At 75.1% G+C, this 16,737-nt stretch carries 12 protein-coding genes; 5 read left to right on the forward strand and 7 right to left on the reverse strand.

The window, feature by feature from the left end; translation table 11 throughout:
- Positions 1-68: 68 nt before the first annotated feature.
- Genes ACZ6O2_RS28320 through ACZ6O2_RS28330 form a run of 3 tightly spaced genes read left to right on the forward strand, consistent with a single transcriptional unit; the run spans position 69 to position 3,831 of the window.
- Positions 69-2,477 (forward strand): sensor histidine kinase, encoded by a 2,409-nt coding sequence (locus ACZ6O2_RS28320; RefSeq protein WP_466024968.1) that lies wholly within the window; start codon positions 69-71, stop codon positions 2,475-2,477.
- Entirely contained in the window at positions 2,474-2,866 is a 393-nt protein-coding gene (locus ACZ6O2_RS28325; RefSeq protein WP_393299209.1) for a roadblock/LC7 domain-containing protein, read from the forward strand. The genes ACZ6O2_RS28320 and ACZ6O2_RS28325 overlap by 4 nt, the downstream gene beginning before the upstream one ends.
- Entirely contained in the window at positions 2,863-3,831 is a 969-nt protein-coding gene (locus ACZ6O2_RS28330) for a TAXI family TRAP transporter solute-binding subunit (RefSeq protein ID WP_350712267.1), read from the forward strand. Before ACZ6O2_RS28325 ends, ACZ6O2_RS28330 begins: the two co-directional genes overlap by 4 nt.
- Before the next feature lie 10 nt (positions 3,832-3,841).
- On the opposite strand, the gene ACZ6O2_RS28335 is transcribed toward ACZ6O2_RS28330, so the two are convergent.
- From ACZ6O2_RS28335 to ACZ6O2_RS28360, 6 genes are all read right to left on the reverse strand, one after another.
- Complete coding sequence (locus tag ACZ6O2_RS28335) at positions 3,842-4,378, reverse strand: hypothetical protein (RefSeq protein WP_466024969.1); 537 nt, start codon at positions 4,376-4,378, stop codon at positions 3,842-3,844.
- Entirely contained in the window at positions 4,379-6,271 is a 1,893-nt protein-coding gene (gene dnaG, locus ACZ6O2_RS28340) for a DNA primase (RefSeq protein WP_357701850.1), read from the reverse strand.
- 114 nt (positions 6,272-6,385) lie between these two features.
- Positions 6,386-8,023 (reverse strand): BCCT family transporter, encoded by a 1,638-nt coding sequence (locus ACZ6O2_RS28345; protein WP_350712270.1) that lies wholly within the window; start codon positions 8,021-8,023, stop codon positions 6,386-6,388.
- Between the two features lie 86 nt (positions 8,024-8,109).
- The gene (locus ACZ6O2_RS28350; RefSeq protein ID WP_466024970.1) at positions 8,110-8,946 is read right to left on the reverse strand and encodes a siderophore-interacting protein; all 837 of its coding nucleotides are present in this window, start codon (positions 8,944-8,946) and stop codon (positions 8,110-8,112) included.
- A 10-nt stretch (positions 8,947-8,956) separates the two neighbouring features.
- Positions 8,957-10,306, reverse strand: a complete 1,350-nt coding sequence (locus ACZ6O2_RS28355; protein ID WP_466024971.1) for a deoxyguanosinetriphosphate triphosphohydrolase — start codon at positions 10,304-10,306, stop codon at positions 8,957-8,959.
- Positions 10,296-10,649, reverse strand: coding sequence for a VOC family protein (locus tag ACZ6O2_RS28360; protein WP_350712273.1), 354 nt, complete (start codon positions 10,647-10,649; stop codon positions 10,296-10,298). Before ACZ6O2_RS28360 ends, ACZ6O2_RS28355 begins: the two co-directional genes overlap by 11 nt.
- A gap of 194 nt (positions 10,650-10,843) precedes the next feature.
- On the opposite strand from ACZ6O2_RS28360, the gene ACZ6O2_RS28365 reads away from it, so the two are divergent.
- Positions 10,844-11,329 (forward strand): roadblock/LC7 domain-containing protein, encoded by a 486-nt coding sequence (locus ACZ6O2_RS28365; RefSeq protein ID WP_466024972.1) that lies wholly within the window; start codon positions 10,844-10,846, stop codon positions 11,327-11,329.
- Positions 11,330-11,428: 99 nt separating this feature from the next.
- Here ACZ6O2_RS28365 and ppdK read toward each other — a convergent pair whose 3' ends face one another.
- On the reverse strand, positions 11,429-14,137 hold the full coding sequence (gene ppdK / locus ACZ6O2_RS28370; RefSeq protein ID WP_466024973.1) for a pyruvate, phosphate dikinase: 2,709 nt from the start codon (positions 14,135-14,137) through the stop codon (positions 11,429-11,431).
- Between the two features lie 359 nt (positions 14,138-14,496).
- On the opposite strand from ppdK, the gene ACZ6O2_RS28375 reads away from it, so the two are divergent.
- Positions 14,497-16,179 (forward strand): beta-N-acetylhexosaminidase, encoded by a 1,683-nt coding sequence (locus tag ACZ6O2_RS28375; RefSeq protein ID WP_466024976.1) that lies wholly within the window; start codon positions 14,497-14,499, stop codon positions 16,177-16,179.
- Positions 16,180-16,737 lie beyond the last annotated feature (558 nt).

Genomic DNA, 16,737 nt, shown 5'->3' on the forward strand with positions numbered 1-16,737 from the left:
GTCGGTGCCGGGTCCGGGGCGTACCGCCCGGGGCCCGGCACCCTCCCGACCCACCCCGGAGAGCCCGCGTGTCGCTTCCCGACCCCGCCCGCGTGCGCCGGCACCACCGGCCCACCGACCACACCGACCGGCTGTGGTCGGTACGCACCCAGTTGCTCGCGCCGATCCTGGTGGCCACGGTCGGTCTGGTGGTGCTGGGGACCGCCCAGACCGCCACCGCGCTGGACGCCTCCGCCGACGCGGACCGCGCCCGGGTACTCGCCGGCACCGCGACGGCCACCGTGCGCCTGGTGCACGAGCTGGAGCGGGAACTCGGCGAGACGGCGGCCCTGCGCCAACGGGGCGGCTCGACCGGCCGTCCCCTCGTCGAGGCGCAGCGGCGGCGGGTCGACACCTCCGTGGAGCGTTACCGCGGTGCCAGCCGGGACGCCCGCCGGGCCGCCCCGGACCTCGGCCAGGTGCTCGACGGCGCCGACGCGCAGCTCGGCCAGCTCGCCCCGGCCCGCCAGGCCGCGCTCAACGCCACCACCGCCGACCCGACCTACCTGGCGCTGGTCGAGTCGCTGCTCGCCGTCGCCGACGCGCTGCCGGCCCAGGTCCGCGACCGGGACCTGGCCAACGGGGCCCGGGAGGTGGCGGCGGTGGCCGCCCAGGAACACCTCGCCGCCCTGGAACGCGACCTGCTCCGCACCGTCTTCGTGCGGGGCGCGCTGGCGGACGGGGAACTGGTCCGCCTCGGCCAGTTGCGCGGCGCGCAGGAGCAGCGCCAGGCCGAGTTCTCCCGGATCGCCGGCGGGCGGTCGACGGCCGCGTACGCCCGGCTGGTGACCGGCACCGACGTCTCCACGGCGCGGCGGATGCGGGACAGCGCGCTCAACGCGGAGACCGAACCGGGCGGGCTGCGGACCGACGGCGACGCCTGGTACGTGGCCCAGAGCGGCGCCATCCGCCGGTACAACCTGCTCGGCCGGGAGCTGTCCGAGGAACTCGACCGCCAGGCCGCCGGCCTGGCCCGGGACGCGCGGCGGCGGGCCCTGGTCACCGGCGGCGCGACCACCGCCGTCGCGCTGGCGTCGCTGACCGCCGCCGCGCTGCTCGCCGTGCGCACCAGCCGCCGGCTGCGCCGGCTGCGGGTCGCGGCGCTCACCATGGCCCACCGGGAGCTGCCGGAGCGGATCACCGCGATCGCGGCCGGCGACGGTACGCAGACCGAGGGCGCGGCCACCCGGCTCACGGCCGGCATCCGGCAGGGCCGGGACGAGGTCGCCCAGGTCGCCCAGGCGTTCGACACGGTGAACCGGGCCGCGCTGCGGCTGGCCGGCGAGCAGGCCGAGCTGCGGATGGACGTGACCCGGATGGTCGAGGCACTGGCCCGGCGGATCCGCACCCTGATCACCCGGCAGCTGCGCCTGCTCGACGAGTTCGAACGCGAGGAGACCGATCCCGACGCCCTGGCCCGGCTCTTCGCGCTGGACCACCTCGCCGCCCGGATGCGGCGCAACGGGGAGAACCTGCTGGTCCTCGCCGGCGGCGAGCCCGGCCGCGCGCACGAGGGCGCCCACCTGCTGGCCGACGTGATCCGGGCGGCGGCCTCGGAGATCGAGGAGTATCCCCGGGTCGAGGTCGACGTGCCCACCGTCGCGGTGCACGGCGACGCCGTCGGCAACCTCGTCCACCTCCTCGCCGAACTGCTGGAGAACGCCACCGTCTACTCGCCGCCGGACGCGCCGGTGCACGTCGACGGCCGACGCACCATCGACGGGCTCACGCTGCGCGTGCACGACCGGGGCATCGGGATCAGCGACAGCCGGCTCGCCGCGATCAACGAGCGGCTGCGCGTCCCCGCGATGCTCTCCAGCGCCGCCGCCGGCAGCATGGGCCTGCACGTGGTGTCCCACCTGGCGGCCCGGCACGGCGTGCGGGTGCACCTGTACGCCACCGGCGCGGGCACCGTCGCGCAGGTGGACATCCCGGAGTCGGCGCTGACCCGGGTCGAGTCGGTCGCCCCGCGGCCCGCCCCGCAACGGCGTACGCCGGAGCCCGCCGCCGCGGCCCCCTGGTTCCGGCCACCGTCCACCCGGGCCGTCCCGCCCGTGTCGACCGGCGCCCGCCCGGGCGAGCCGGGTGACCCGGCCGCCCTGCCCGACGTGGCCGGCCTCCACGGCGCGCCGACGGTCACGCTCCCGGTGTTCAGGGCGGGGCCGGCCGGCCCCGCCACCGCGCCGCCCCCGCCGTTCTCCGTTCCCGCGCCGCCCCCGCCGGGCCCGGCGCCGGCCTCCACCACCGGGGTCGGGCTGCCCCGCCGCACCCGGGGCGGCCAACTCCCGGCCGCGCTGCACGACGCCCCCGCGCCGCCGCCGAAGGACGACCTGCTCGACCCCGAGCTGGTGCGCTCCCGGCTGTCCGCGCTCGCCGAGGGCGTCGCCGCCGCGACGCGACGTACCCAGCAGACGACACCCCCCAGGAGAACCCCATGACCCCATCCGCGAGCGCCGGCCTCGACTGGCTGCTGGCCAACTTCGCCGAGCAGGTGCCGGACGTGTCGCATGCCCTCGCCGTCTCCGGCGACGGGCTGCGGCTGGCGGCCTCCCCCGACCTCGCGCCGGACCAGGTGGACCAGCTCGCCGCCGTGATCAGCGGCCTGGCCAGCCTGACCGTCGGCGCCGCGCGGCTGATGTCCGCCGGCCGGGTACGCCAGCAGATCGTCGACATGGACGGCGGGGTGATGCTGGTGATGGCGGTGGGCGAGCGCGCGCTCGTCGGGGTGCTGGCCGCGCCCGGCTGTGACCTGGGCCAGATCGGCTACGAGACCGCCATGCTGGTCCAGCGGGTGGCGGAGGCGCTGGAGCCGGCGGTCCGGGCGTGACCGGACGGCCCCGACGGCTGCTGGCGGCCCTGCTGGCGGCCCTGCTCGCCGCCGGCTGCGGCACGTCCGAGGCCGGGCCGCAGCCCTGGCACGGCGGTCGCATCTTCCTCGCCACCGGCAACACCACCGGCGTCTACTACCAGCTCGGCGGCGGCTACGCGGACGTGATCAGCCGCCACCTGCCCGGCTACGAGGCCCGGGCCGAGCCGACCGGGGCGTCGGTGGAGAACATCAACCGGCTGGCCAGCGGCGACATGGAGATCGCGTTCAGCCTCGCCGACACGGCCGCGGACGCGGTGCAGGGGCGCGGGGCCTTCGAGGGCCAGCCCCAGCCCGTCCGGGCGCTGGCCCGGGTCTACAGCAACTACACCCACGTGATCGTCCGGGCCGACGCGAAGATCACCGCCCTGTCGGGGCTGCGCGGCAAGCGGGTGTCCACCGGCTCCCCGAAGTCCGGCACCGACATCATCGCCGGGCGCCTGCTGACGGCGGCCGGCCTCGACCCGGACCGCGACGTCCGCCGGGCCACGCTGTCGCTGCCGGAGACGGTCAAGCGGATGCGGGCCGGCACGCTCGACGCGATGTTCTTCTCCGGCGGCCTGCCCACGCCGGGCATCGCCGACCTGCTCTCCAGCGCCCCGGGGACGTTCGCGCTGCTGCCGATCGCCGACCTCATCGAGCCGCTCGGCGCCCGGCACGGCTCGGTCTACACCACCGCCGAGCTGCCGAAGGAGGTCTACGGCACGACGAGCGCCACGCCGACCGTCACGGTGGCGAACGTGATCCTGGTCGGCGCCGACATGCCCGACCAGTTGGCGTACGACCTGACCCGGCTGCTCTTCACCTACCAGGCCGACCTGGTCGACGTGCACCCGGAGGGCGGCAACTTCACCCGGCGCAGCGCCGCCGGCACCGACCCGATCCCGCTGCACCCCGGGGCGGCCCGCTTCTACCGGGGCGGGTGACCGGCGTCGGTCAGGCGTCCGCCGGGGTGGTGGCGGCGCGGGCGGCGGCGACGAGGCGGTCGGTCTCGGCGAGCACGTCGGGGTCGTCCGCCGAGGTGCCGGGGTCGAGGCGGACCGTCCAGGTGAGGCCGTCCACGCCCGGCGCCCGCCGCGCGGCGACCCGGCCGGCGCCGCCGGGCACCGGGTGGTGCCGGGTGTACGCCACCGAGCGGGTGACCCGCTCCCGCACCTGGTGCGGCAGCTCACCCGGGTCGAGCAGCAGGTAGGTCTCGGCCGGGCAGTCGGCCACCACCAGGTAGCCGTCGCGCTCGGCGACCCGCTCGGCCGGCGTGACGGTGAGTTCCCGGCCGGACCAGACCGCCTTGAGGATGTCGTGCCAGCCCAGCCGGTGCGGCCGGCCGGGCAGCCAGAGCCCGAGGTTGCTGGCCACCACCACGCCGTCGCCCTCGCCGTTGCCGGCCGCGGCCCAGGCGAGCACCCGCTCGTCGGGGGCCAGCGGCGGCCGGGCGGCCGTCGGCAGCTTCGGCCTGCGGCGGAACAGTCCCATCTACAGTCCTCCCGCGGCCTGCTCGCGCAATGCCCGGGCGTGCTGCTCCAGCGAGAGCAGCTCGCCGAAGGCGGCGAAGTACTCGTCCTTGTTGTTGACCGGGTTGATCCGCTGGATCCGGGACTTCAGGTCCCTGATCCGGCCGGTCACCGAGCCCCACTGCAGCCGGGCGATCGTGACCGAGACGTAGCGCGGGTCGGGGTCGCCGTCGATGCGCAGCGGCTCCACGGCCAGCTCGCCGACGAGCGCCCGGGCCGCGAGGTCCTCGCAGGCGTCGCGGACGGACTCGATCCAGACCGCGCCGCCGGTCGCCGTGGCGGCCCCGCCGACGGCCGCGACGGCCGCCCGCACCGCCACGTGCACGGGGTGGCGGTACTCCGACGCCTCGACCGCGTCGAACATCGGCCCGGCCAGCACCGGCTCCTGGAGCGCGAGCTTCAGCGCCTCCCGCTCGACCATCGACTGCGGGTTGTCGACGACCGGCTCGGCCGGGGCGGGGCGGGCCGGCGGCGGGGTGTCCCGACCGGGCGGGGCGGACGCGGCGGCCAGCACGGCCCGCTGCACCGGCTCGATCTCCATGCCGAGGTCGCCGGCGAGCTTGCGGACGTACTCCGGGCGCTTCTCCCGGTCCTTGATCTTGGCCACCAGCGGCGCGGCCCGGCGCATCGCCTCCACCCGGCCGTCGACGGTGTCGAGGTCGTACCGGCTGATGACGTGCCGCAGCGCGAAGTCGACCAGCGGCTCGCGGCGGGCGACCAGGTCGCGGACCGCCATGTCGCCCTTGGCCAGACGCAGGTCGCACGGGTCCATGTTGTCGGGGCTGACCGCGATGAAGGTGCGCCCGACGAAACGCTGGTCGTCCTCGAAGGCCCGCAGCGCGGCCTTCTGGCCGGCGGCGTCCCCGTCGAAGGTGAAGATGACCTCGCCGGCTCGTTCGTCGCTGTCGAAGAGCACCCGGCGCAGCACGCCGATGTGATCCGCGCCGAACGCCGTGCCGCAGGTCGCCACCGCTGTCGGGACGTCCGCCAGGTGGCACGCCATCACGTCGGTGTAGCCCTCGACCACGACCACCTTGCCCTGCTTGGCGATCTCCCGCTTGGCCTGGTCGATGCCGTAGAGGACGTGCGACTTCTTGTAGATCGGCGTCTCGGGGGTGTTCAGGTATTTCGGGCCGTCGTCGTCCTCGAAGAGCTTGCGGGCGCCGAAGCCGATGACGTCGCCGGTGATGTCGCGGATCGGCCACATCAGCCGCCGCCGGAACCGGTCGATCAGCGTGCCGGAGCGCGACGGCCGGGACAGCCCGCCGGTGACCAGCTCGTCGTGGGTGAAGCCCTGCTGGCGCAGGTGCTTGGTGAGCAGGTCCCAGGCGTCCGGGGCGAACCCGCAGCCGTAGCGCTCGGCGGCGGCCCGGTCGAAGCCGCGGCGGGCCAGGAACTCCCGGGCCGGGCGCGCGCCGGCCGTGGTGAGCTGGGCGCGGTAGAACTCCACGGCGGCGGCGTGCGCGGCGACGAGGCGCTGCCGCTGCCCCTGCTGGGGGCGGGGCCGCGGCGCGGCGGAGTCACCCTCGACGTAACGCAGCTGGATCCCGGCCCGGGCGGCCAGCCGCTCCACCGACTCGACGAAGCTGAGGTGCTCGGCGTCCATCAGGAACTTGATCGCGTCGCCGCCGGCGCCGCAGCCGAAGCAGTACCAGACGTTGCGGGCGGGCGAGACGTTGAACGAGGGGCTCTTCTCGTCGTGGAACGGGCACAGCCCCTTGAGGTTGCCGCCGCCGGCCGACTTCAGGGTCACCGTCTCCGAGATGACGTCGGCGATCGAGCTGCGCTCCCGGACCAGCGCGATGTCCTCGTCCCGGATCCGCCCAGCCATGTCCGCCACCCCCTCGCCGTACATCCTGCCCTGCCCGGCCGGCGTCGCGCCGCCGGGGGACGCCGGTTGTGGCGACCACCGCCGCCACCTCGGCGGTTCCGCCGGCGCGACCGGGTCACCCCCGGCGGGCCGCGCCGGTCACCGCGGCCGGCGCCGCAGGTAGCGCCGCACCGGCGGCGGGTCCTCCTCCTCGTACGACCGGGCGGCGCGGATCGCCGCGGCCAGGCCGTAGCGGCGGGCCCGGGGCGGCGGGTTGACCGCCGGGTCCCCGGCCATGTCCCGGACCAGCGCGACGGCCAGGCCGAGCATGACCACCACGAACGGCAGCGCGACCAGGATGGTCGCCTGTTGCAGCGCGTCCAGCCCGCCGACCAGCAGCAGCACCGCGGCCACCGCGCCGATCAGGACGCCCCAGACCACGACCAGCGCGCGGTGCGGGCGCAGCGCGCCCCGGGAGGTCAGCGAGCCGAGCACCAGCGCGGCGGAGTCGGCGCCGGTGACGAAGAAGAGCGCGACCAGCACCATCGCCAGCAGGGTGGTCAGGCCCGCCAGGGGCAGGGCCTCGAGCAGGCCGAAGAGCGCCCGCTCGGTGCCCGCGCCGACGTCGGCGACCAGGTCCCGGGTGCCGGTGGCCTGCACCCGCAGGGCGCTGCCGCCCATCACCGCGAACCAGACCACGCTGGCCCCGCTGGGCACCAGCAGCACGCCGACGACGAACTGCCGGACGGTGCGGCCCCGGGAGATCCGGGCGATGAAGATGCCGACGAACGGGGCCCAGGAGATCCACCACGCCCAGTAGAAGATCGTCCAGGAGCCCAGCCAGGCCGGGTCGGAGAACGCGCCGGTACGGGTGGACATGGTGATCAGGTGGCTGAGGTAGTCGCCGACCGACGCGGGCAGCACCTCCAGCGCGTAGATGGTCGGGCCGGCCACGAACACGAAGACCATCAGCGCGACGGCGAGCACCACGTTGGTGGTGGACAGCCACTTGATGCCCTTGTGCAGGCCGGAGAAGGCGGAGACGACGAAGGCCAGGGTGAGGGCGGCGATCACCACCAGCTCGACGGCCGTGCTGTCCGGCACGGGGGTGACCAGGTCCAGCCCGGCGGCGACCTGGAGGGCGCCGAGGCCGAGGCTGGTGGCCGAGCCGAAGACGGTGGCGAAGACGGCCAGCAGGTCGATCGCCCGGCCCACCGGGCCGTCCACCCGCGCGCCGAGCAGCGGCTGGAAGGCCGCCGAGATGCGGTTCTCCCGCCCCTTGCGGAACGTCGAGTACGCCAGCGCGAGCGCCACCACCGCGTAGATCGCCCACGGGTGCAGCGTCCAGTGGAAGAGCGTGTACTGCATCGCCACCGACCCGGCCGCCCCGGTGTTCGGCGCGACGCCGCTGGCCGGGGGCGGCGCGGCGTAGTGCTCGATCGGCTCGGCGACGGCGTAGAAGACCAGGCCGATCCCCATGCCGGTGCTGAACATCATCGAGACCCAGGCGAGGGTGCTGAACTCCGGTTCGTCGTCGTCGGCGCCGAGCCGGATCCGGCCGAACTTCGTCGCGGCGATGACCACCGAGAGCACCAGGAAGGCGTCGGCGGCCACCACGAAGAACCAGCCGAAGGTGCTGATCACCCAGCCCAGGCCGGACTCGCCGAAGCCGGCCAGGGACCCCCGGCCCAGCACGCCCCAGGCCACCACGGCAAGCACGCCGCCGACGCTGAGCGCCAGCACCACCGGGTCGACCCGGCCCACGGCCTGCGGCCGGTCCCGCACCTGCTCGCTCATGGTCACCCCCCGCCCATCCTGCTGGGCACGGGGGCGACACACGGCGATATCGGGCGAACGCCCGCTCCCGGGTGCCCGGGAGGGCCTCAGGCGGGGACGGCGGCGGACTCCTCGGCCTCGACCTGGCGGTTCCAGTCGGTCTTGCTGGCGCGCCAGCCCTCGTCGTCCATGCCCCGGCGCCAGTAGCCGGAGATGGAGAGCCGGTCGCGGGGGACGGCACGCTCCACGCGGAGCAGACGGCGCAGCTCCTTCACGAAGGTCGCCTCGCCGTGCACGAAGGCGTGCACGTCGCCGGGCGGGAACTCCAGGTCGCGGACCGCCGCGACCAGGGCCTCCCCGACCGGGCGCCCGCCCCGGTGCAGCCAGGTCAGGCGCACCGCGCCCGGGCTGGCCAGCCGCTGCTCCTCGGCCGGGTCGGCGACCTCGACGAACGCGACGGCCGGGGCGCCTGCCGGCAGCCGCTCCAGGGCGGCGGCGATCGCCGGCAGCGCGCTCTCGTCGCCGACCAGCAGGTGCCAGTCGGCGTCCGGGCTCGGGGCGTACGCGCCGCCGGGGCCGACGAAGTGCACCGGGTCGCCGGGGCGCAGCGCGGCCGCCCACGGCCCGGCGAGCCCCTCGTCGCCGTGGTGCACGACGTCGACGGTCAGCTCTCCGGCCAGCGCGTCCCAGGCCCGCACCGTGTACGCGCGCAGCCGGGGCCACTGCTCCCGGGGCAGGTCACGGCGGATCGCGGCGAGGTCCATCGGGCTCGGGTGGTCGACCCCCGGCACCGGGAACACGATCTTGATGTAGTGGTCGGTGAACTCGCCCACCGGCAGGCCGGTCAACTCCTCCCCGCCGAGCACGAGCCGGATCAGGTGGGGGGTGGGCCGCTCGGTGCGCAGTACCCGGGCGGACGTGACCTTCTTCGGGCGCTCCGTCATGCTGGTTAGGCTAACCTAAGTACGTCGGGTCGCCCATTCCCGCCCCTCCGCCGGCCGCACCCCGGGCACGTCCGGGGCCGGACGCCAGCCGCGCGTGCCAGGCCACGGCCGCCGGATCGGTCAGCGAGGCGACCTGGTCGATCACCACCCGGAGCCGGGCGGCGTCGTCCGGCGCGGCCCGCCAGAGCGGGGCGAAGACCGGGTCCAGCGCGTCCGGCGCCCGGCCGGCCAGGGCGTGCACCAGGTCGGCCAGCACCTCCCGCTGCCGCCGGTAGCGGCCCTCGGCGCCGGGGCGGCGCATCACGTACCGCAGGGCGATGCCCTTGAGCAGCGCGCACCGCGCCCGGATCCGCCGGGGCACCACCAGGTCGGCCGCGTACCGGCGGTGCGGGCCGGGGCCGTACCGCTCCTCGGTGGCCGCCACGACGGTCGAGACGAACCGGCCGGTCAGCACGCTGGTGGTCGCCTTGAGCGCGGCCAGCGCGCGGTGGCTGCCGTCGTAGCCGGCCAGCGGGGCGAGCACCGGGTCGTCGAGCAGTTCCCGCAGCACCTCGTCGAGGTCGGCCGGGGACTCGCCGGAGTAGGTGGCCGCGACGTCGGCGCAGAGCGCGGCCCGCTCGTCGGGGTCGTCCAGCAGCGGGCGCAGCGTCACGTACCCGCCGTGGATGCCGTCCTCGACGTCGTGCACCGAGTACGCGACGTCGTCGGCCCAGTCCATCACCTGCGCCTCCAGGCAACGCCGCGCGTCGGCCGCCGCGGCGCCGCCGCCGGACGCGGGCGGGCCGGGCGGGGCGCCGGCCCGCAGCCAGGCGAAGACGGGCAGGTCGTCGGCGTACGCCCCGAACTTCCGCCGGCCCGGGCGGCGGGGCCACGGGTACTTGCTGACCGCGTCGAGCGAGGCGCGGGTCAGGTTCAGGCCGGCGGACGTGCCGTCCGGGGCGACCACCTTCGCCTCCAGCCGGGTCAGCACCCGCAGCGTCTGCGCGTTGCCCTCGAAGCCGCCGCACCCGGCGGCCAGCACGTCCAGCGCGTCCTCGCCGTTGTGCCCGAACGGCGGGTGCCCCAGGTCGTGGGCGAGCCCGGCGGTGTCCACCACGTCCGGGTCGCAGCCCAGCCGGGCGCCCATCTCCCGGGCGATCTGCGCGACCTCCAGCGAGTGGGTCAGCCGGGTCCGCAGGAAGTCGTCGGTGCCGGCCGTGTGCACCTGGGTCTTCGCGGCGAGCCGCCGGAACGCCGCCGAGTGCAGCACCCGGGCCCGGTCCCGCTCGTACGCCGACCGCCCGTACCCGGTGTCCTTCGGCGGCTCGCCGACCCAGCGGGCCGCGTCCGGGTCGTCCGGCCCGGGACGCTCAGTCCGCACGCTGCCGCAGCACGCAGAACTCGTTGCCCTCCGGGTCGGCGAGCACGGTCCACCCGACGTCGCCCTGCCCGACGTCGACGTGCCGGGCGCCCATGTCGACCAGCCGCTCGACCTCGGCCTCCTGGTCGTCGGGGCGCAGGTCGAGGTGCAGCCGGTTCTTGGTCTCCTTCTCGTCGGCGGCCGGCACGAAGACGATGCCGGGCAGCCGGTCGGCGGACCGGCGGATCTCCACCTCGTCCGGCTTCTCGGCGACCACCTGGTAGCCGAGTGCCTCGGCCCACCAGCGGGCGAGCCGGGCCGGGTCCCGGGCGTCGACGGTCAGGCTCTCCCAGGCGCTGCTCATGCCGATCAGGTTACGCCCGGGCGGCCCGAACGGCTCGCCGCCGGCGCGCGCCGGACGGGCCCGCAACCTCCGTTCAGACGAGAGTTGTCGGCCGATCGCCGACCGTTACGGGACCCCGGTCCGGCATGGCCGGCGGTAGCGTGCCCGGAGCGGAACGTGACCAGACTGAGGGCCCGACGGTGGGAGTGACACCCGTGGACGCGGACACGATGATGGGAACGGAGTTGCAGGGGTTGCGCCTACGCCGCCCCGAGGTGGCGGGCACGGTGCTGGCGGGCACCGACGGCCTGCTGATCTCCAGCGACCTGCCGCCGACGGACGCCACACACCTGGCGGCGCTCGCGGCGGCGAGTTTCGGCCTCGGCCACCGGGTGGCCGACACCGTGCGGCAGGGCGAGTTCCGGGAATCGGTGCTCCGCACCGCGTCCGGCGCGGTGGTCACCTACCCGGCCGGGCGCAACGCCCTGCTGACGCTGGTCGCCGACGGCGCCGCCGACCTGGAGGCGCTGCACGCCGACGCCCGGGCGGTGGCCCGGCGCACCGGCTCGATGCTCGACACCCGCCGGCCGGTCGCGGTGCCGCCGATGCCGGAAGCGCCCGCCCCGCTCGCGGCCCGCACCTCCAGGGGCGGCCTGCCCCGGCGCGTCACCCACCACACCTGGCGCCGCCCGCCGATCTGAGCCATGCGGGAGTCGACCGACGATGCGGTCGCGCCCGCACGGCAGCGGCGGCGGATCCGCTCCCCCGGTTCCGCCGCCGGTCTGCCGAACGTCCCCACGTCAGCGGCTGTCGGAGCCGTCCGTCTCCACCGCGGCGCGGCCGGCCTCCAGCCGGGCGACGGGCACCCGGAAGGGCGAGCAGGACACGTAGTCCAGGCCCACCTCGTGGAAGAAGTGCACCGAGTCCGGGTCGCCGCCGTGCTCGCCGCAGACGCCGAGCTTCAGCTCCGGCCGGGCCGCCCGGCCCTCCTCCGCGGCGATCCGGACCAGCCGGCCCACGCCGTCCCGGTCGATCGACTCGAACGGCGAGATGCCGAAGATGCCCAGCTCCAGGTAGCGCCAGAAGAACGCGCCCTCCACGTCGTCCCGGGAGAAGCCCCAGCCCATCTGGGTCAGGTCGTTGGTGCCGAAGGAGAAGAACTGCGCCGCCTCGGCGATCTGGCCGGCGGTCAGCGCCGCCCGGGGCACCTCGATCATCGTGCCGATCAGCACCTCGACCGGCTGCTCCCGGGTCACCTCGGCGATGATCCGCTCGGCCTCGGCGCGGACGGTCTCCAGCTCCTGCACCGCCCCGACCAGCGGCACCATGATCTCCGGGCGCGGCGTCACGCCGCTCTTCGCGCACTCGACCGCGGCCTCCACGATCGCCCGGACCTGCATCGCGAACAGGCCGGGGATGACCAGCCCGAGGCGTACGCCGCGCAGGCCCAGCATCGGGTTCTGCTCGTGCATGCGGCGAACGGCGGCGAGCAGTGCCTCCTCCTGGGCCACGTCCTCGCCGCGCTCCTGAGCGACCGCCACGTTGACCGCGAGCTGCTCCAGCGGGGGCAGGAACTCGTGCAGCGGCGGGTCGATCAGCCGGACGGTGACCGGCAGCCCGTCCATCTCCCGGAAGATCTCCACGAAGTCGGCCCGCTGCAACGGCAGCAGCGCGCCCAGCGCGGCTTCCCGCTCCTTCTCGTCGCGGGCCAGGATCAGTCGCTCGACCAGCTCGCGCCGGTCGCCGAGGAACATGTGCTCCGTGCGGCAGAGCCCGATGCCCTGCGCACCGAAGCGCCGGGCCCGGGCGGCGTCCGCGGCGGTGTCGGCGTTCGTCCGGACGGCCAGCCGGCGCGCGGCGTCGGCGTGCGACATGATCCGGTGGACGGCCTTGACCAGCGCGTCGTCGGTCTGTTCCGGGTCGAGCTCGCCCTCGAAGTACTGCACCACCTCGGAGGGCATGACCGGCACCTCGCCGAGGTAGACCTTGCCGGTGGTGCCGTCGATGCTGACGACGTCGCCCTCGGTGACGGTCTGCCCGGCGACCGTGAACTTCCGCTGCGGGATGTTGATGTCCAGCTCGTCGGCGCCGGAGACGCAGGTCTTGCCCATGCCCCGGGCCACCACGGCGGCGTGGCTGGTCTTGCCGCCCCGCGAGGTGAGGATGCCCTTGGCGGCGATCATGCCGTTCAGGTCGTCCGGGTTGGTCTCCCGGCGGACCAGGATCACGTCCGCTCCCTCGGCGGCCAGCTCGACCGCACGGGCGGAGGTGAAGACGACCTTGCCCACCGCCGCGCCCGGGGAGGCGCCGATGCCCTTGGCGACCGGCTGGAACTCGTGGTCGAGCTGGAAGCGCGGGAACATCAGCTGGGCGAGCTGCGCGCCGTTGACCCGGTGCAGCGCCTCGTCGAGGTCGATCAGGCCCTCGTCGACCAGTTGTCCGGCGATGACGAAGGCGGCCGCGGCGGTGCGCTTGCCGACCCGGGTCTGGAGCATCCAGAGCTTGCCGCGCTCGATGGTGAACTCGATGTCGCAGAGGTCCTTGTAGTGGCCCTCCAGCCGGGCCATGATGTCGAGCAGCTCGTCGTAGGACTTCTTGTCGAGCTTCTCCAGCTCCTGCAACGGCACGGTGTTGCGGATGCCGGCGACCACGTCCTCGCCCTGGGCGTTGGCCAGGTAGTCGCCGTAGATGCCCTGGGCGCCGCTGGCGGGGTCGCGGGTGAACGCGACGCCGGTGCCGGAGTCCGGGCCGAGGTTGCCGAAGACCATCGCCACCACGTTGACCGCGGTGCCGAGGTCGGCCGGGATCCGCTCCTGGCGGCGGTAGAGCACCGCGCGCTCGGCGTTCCACGACTCGAAGACCGCGCGGATGGCCAGGTCGAGCTGCTCGCGCGGCTCCTGCGGGAACTCCCGGCCGGTGTGCTTGAGGAAGATCCTCTTGTACGCGTCGACCAGCCCGCGCAGGTCGTCCGCGTCGAGGTCGAGGTCGTTCCGGGTGCCCTTGGCACGCTTGGCGTCGTCCAGCGCGTGCTCGAACTCCTCGCCCGGCACCTCGCAGACGGTCTTGCCGAACATCTGGATCAGTCGGCGGTACGAGTCCCAGGCGAACCGGTCGTTCCCGTCCGCCTGGGCGCTCAGCCCGACCACGCTGCGGTCGTTGAGGCCGACGTTGAGGACGGTCTCCATCATGCCCGGCATGGAGAACTTGGCCCCGGAGCGGACGGAGACGAGCAGCGGGTCCTGCGGGTCGCCGAGGCGCTTGCCCATCGCCTGCTCCAGCGACGCCAGGTGCGCGGCGATCTGGTCGGCCAGCCCGTCGGGCTCCTCACCGGTGGCGAGGTACGCCTTGCAGGCCTCGGTGGTGATGGTGAAGCCCGGCGGGACCGGCAGGCCGAGGTTGGTCATCTCGGCCAGGTTGGCCCCCTTGCCGCCGAGCAGGTCCTTCAGGTCCTTGTTGCCCTCGGCGAAGTCGTAGACGTACTTGTGTTCCACCGTCTCTTGCGCTGCCACCAGAGCCTCCCACGCGCGCCGGTCCGACACTTAACGAAGGTTCAGTTGCTCCATACCCCGGTGCGGACCACCGGTAATCCCGATGCCATGCCGGCTGGTGGGCGAAGGCTAAGCGAACATCGCGTGGCCCGGGGCCGTTCGGTGACAATAGGCACAGCCATCACGACTATCCGCGTTCGTACCGGTTTTTGGGAACGCTTCCACGTGCACGATCACGCAACTCCGGCCTCCCCCTCGTACTCTTGACGGCACGCATTTCGGTGAACCTCACCTTTGCCATAACAGCCGCGAATACACCCCCGGGAGCCATCGCCGTGCCATCCGTTCCCACCGCCTCGGAGCCGCTCGACCCGTCCGCCATCGGGCCGGACGACCGGGCGCCCGGGCACCTCGACCTGCCGGCCCACGCGCCCGCCGCCGCCGAGCTGGCCCGGGCGGCGGCCCGGACCGCCGGCGACCTGCTCGCCCCGCCCACCCCGGTCCGGCTGGGCGACGTGGTGCCCGCCCCCGAGCTGGTCGCGCCCGACCCGGCCGCCGACTTCGTCCTCACCGCCGAATCGGCCGTCCGGGTGAGCGCCGACGACGCCGTCCGGGCCGTCGGCGAGCAGCTCGCCGCCCTGCTCCGGCCGGCCACCGGCTTCCCGCTGCCGGTCGCCGACGCCACCCGGCCGGAGCCGGCCGGCGGCATCGCGCTGGCGCTGGTCGACGCCGCCGACCTCGGCGCGGAGGGCTACCGGCTCGACGTGGCACCCGACGGGGTACGCATCGAGGCCGCCACCCCGGCCGGGCTCTTCTTCGGCGCGCAGACGCTGCGGCAGCTCCTGCCGGCGGCGATCGAGAGCCCCACGCCGGTCGCCGAGCGCTGGACGCTGCCGGGCGGCTCGATCACCGACCGCCCCCGGTTCGCCTACCGGGGAGCAATGCTCGACGTGGCCCGGCACTTCTTCGGCGTGCCGGACGTGCTCCGGGTGATCGACCACCTGGCCCGCTACAAGCTCAACCACCTGCACCTGCACCTCACCGACGACCAGGGCTGGCGGATCGCGGTCGACTCGTGGCCCCGACTGGCCACGGTCGGCGGGGCGTTCGAGGTGGGCGACGGCCCCGGCGGGCACTACACGCGCGACGACTACCGCCGGATCGTGGCCTACGCGGCGCAGCGGCACATCACCGTGGTGCCGGAGATCGACCTGCCGGGGCACACCCACGCGGCACTGACCGCGTACGGGGAACTGGCGCCGGACCGGGTCGCGCCGGCGCCGTACACCGGCACCGAGGTCGGCTTCAGCTACGTCGACCCGGCCAGCGAGCGGACGTACGAGTTCGTCGCCGACGTGCTCGGCGAGATCGCCGCGCTCACCCCCGGGCCGTGGCTGCACATCGGCGGCGACGAGGCGTTCAAGGTGCTCCCCGACGCGTACGCCGCGTTCGTCGAGCGCGTCCAGCGGATCGTCGCCGACACCGGCAAGACGGTGGTCGGCTGGCACCAGATCGCGCCCGCCGGGCACGCCGACGGGCGGGTGCTCCAGTGGTGGGGGACGACGGGCGAGGACCCGGTCACCGCGGACGCCGTCCGCCGGGGCGCCCGGCTGATCCTCTCCCCCGGCAACCACGCCTACCTCGACATGAAGTACGCCCCCGACACCCCCATCGGGCACGACTGGGCGGGCCTGATCGACGTCCGCCGGGCGTACGACTGGGACCCCGCCGCCCACGTGGCCGGCGTTCCCGCCGACGCGGTGCTCGGGGTGGAGGCGCCGCTGTGGACCGAGTCGGTCACCTCGCGGGCCGAGGTCGAGTTCATGTTCTTCCCCCGGCTGCCCGCGATCGCCGAGCTGGGCTGGTCCCCGCGGGCGGCGCACGACTGGGCCGGGTTCCGCGACCGGCTGGCTGGGCACGGCCCGCGCTGGTCCACCGCCGGCATCGCCTTCCACCCCGCCCCGGAGGTGCCCTGGCCGGCGGAGCAGCCGGCTCCGGCCGCGTCCCCGGCGACGATCCCCACCCAGCGCGGCCCCGAAGGGGCGTCCGCCCCGTCCGCCTGACGTCGCACGCCCGGCGGGCCCGCCAACCGGATCGGTGGCGGACCCGCCGGCGCGGCGGCCCAGACTGCGCCCCACGTCCTGCCGGGCGGCTGTCGACGACCGTTCGGCGACTCCGACGACCTGCGCCGCGTGTGCCGTATGTCCGGTTCACGCCGACCCATATGCCCCGGATGTCGCCGTCGCGTGCGGCCCCGTCCCGTGGCCGGCGCCACCCCGGCGGCGGAATCGTCGGCCGGCCGGGGTCGTTGAACATGGCATACCCGCGGCACTCCCCCGCGCCGCGGCGGCCCGAACGACCGGCGGAATGCGTCGCCGGCCCGGGTCGTTGAGACACCCCGGACGCCCGAGCAGGCCCCGCCGCCGGAGTGATCCGTTCTGACCTTTCCCCTTTCGCGGCACGCCGTTCCCCCGTGCGCGCCGCGCATCCCCCGATCGAAAGGTGCATACGATCATGCGTACCGATCTGATCCGTAAGGCCGCCCTGACCGCTGCCGGCCTCGCCTTCACCGGCGGCGCCATCGCCGGCCCCGTCACCGCCGCCCACGCCGCCCCCGCCGA

Source organism: Micromonospora sp. NPDC048040, assembly GCF_055587185.1.

What these genes read in the sequence shown, in the direction of transcription:
- ACZ6O2_RS28325 (WP_393299209.1), top strand. Translation starts at nt 2,474, where the DNA reads ATGACCCCATCCGCGAGCGCCGGCCTCGACTGGCTGCTGGCCAACTTC.
- ACZ6O2_RS28335 (WP_466024969.1), bottom strand. Translation starts at nt 4,378, where the DNA reads ATGGGACTGTTCCGCCGCAGGCCGAAGCTGCCGACGGCCGCCCGGCCG.
- dnaG (WP_357701850.1), bottom strand. Translation starts at nt 6,271, where the DNA reads ATGTACGGCGAGGGGGTGGCGGACATGGCTGGGCGGATCCGGGACGAG.
- ACZ6O2_RS28345 (WP_350712270.1), bottom strand. Translation starts at nt 8,023, where the DNA reads ATGAGCGAGCAGGTGCGGGACCGGCCGCAGGCCGTGGGCCGGGTCGAC.
- ACZ6O2_RS28350 (WP_466024970.1), bottom strand. Translation starts at nt 8,946, where the DNA reads ATGACGGAGCGCCCGAAGAAGGTCACGTCCGCCCGGGTACTGCGCACC.
- ACZ6O2_RS28360 (WP_350712273.1), bottom strand. Translation starts at nt 10,649, where the DNA reads ATGAGCAGCGCCTGGGAGAGCCTGACCGTCGACGCCCGGGACCCGGCC.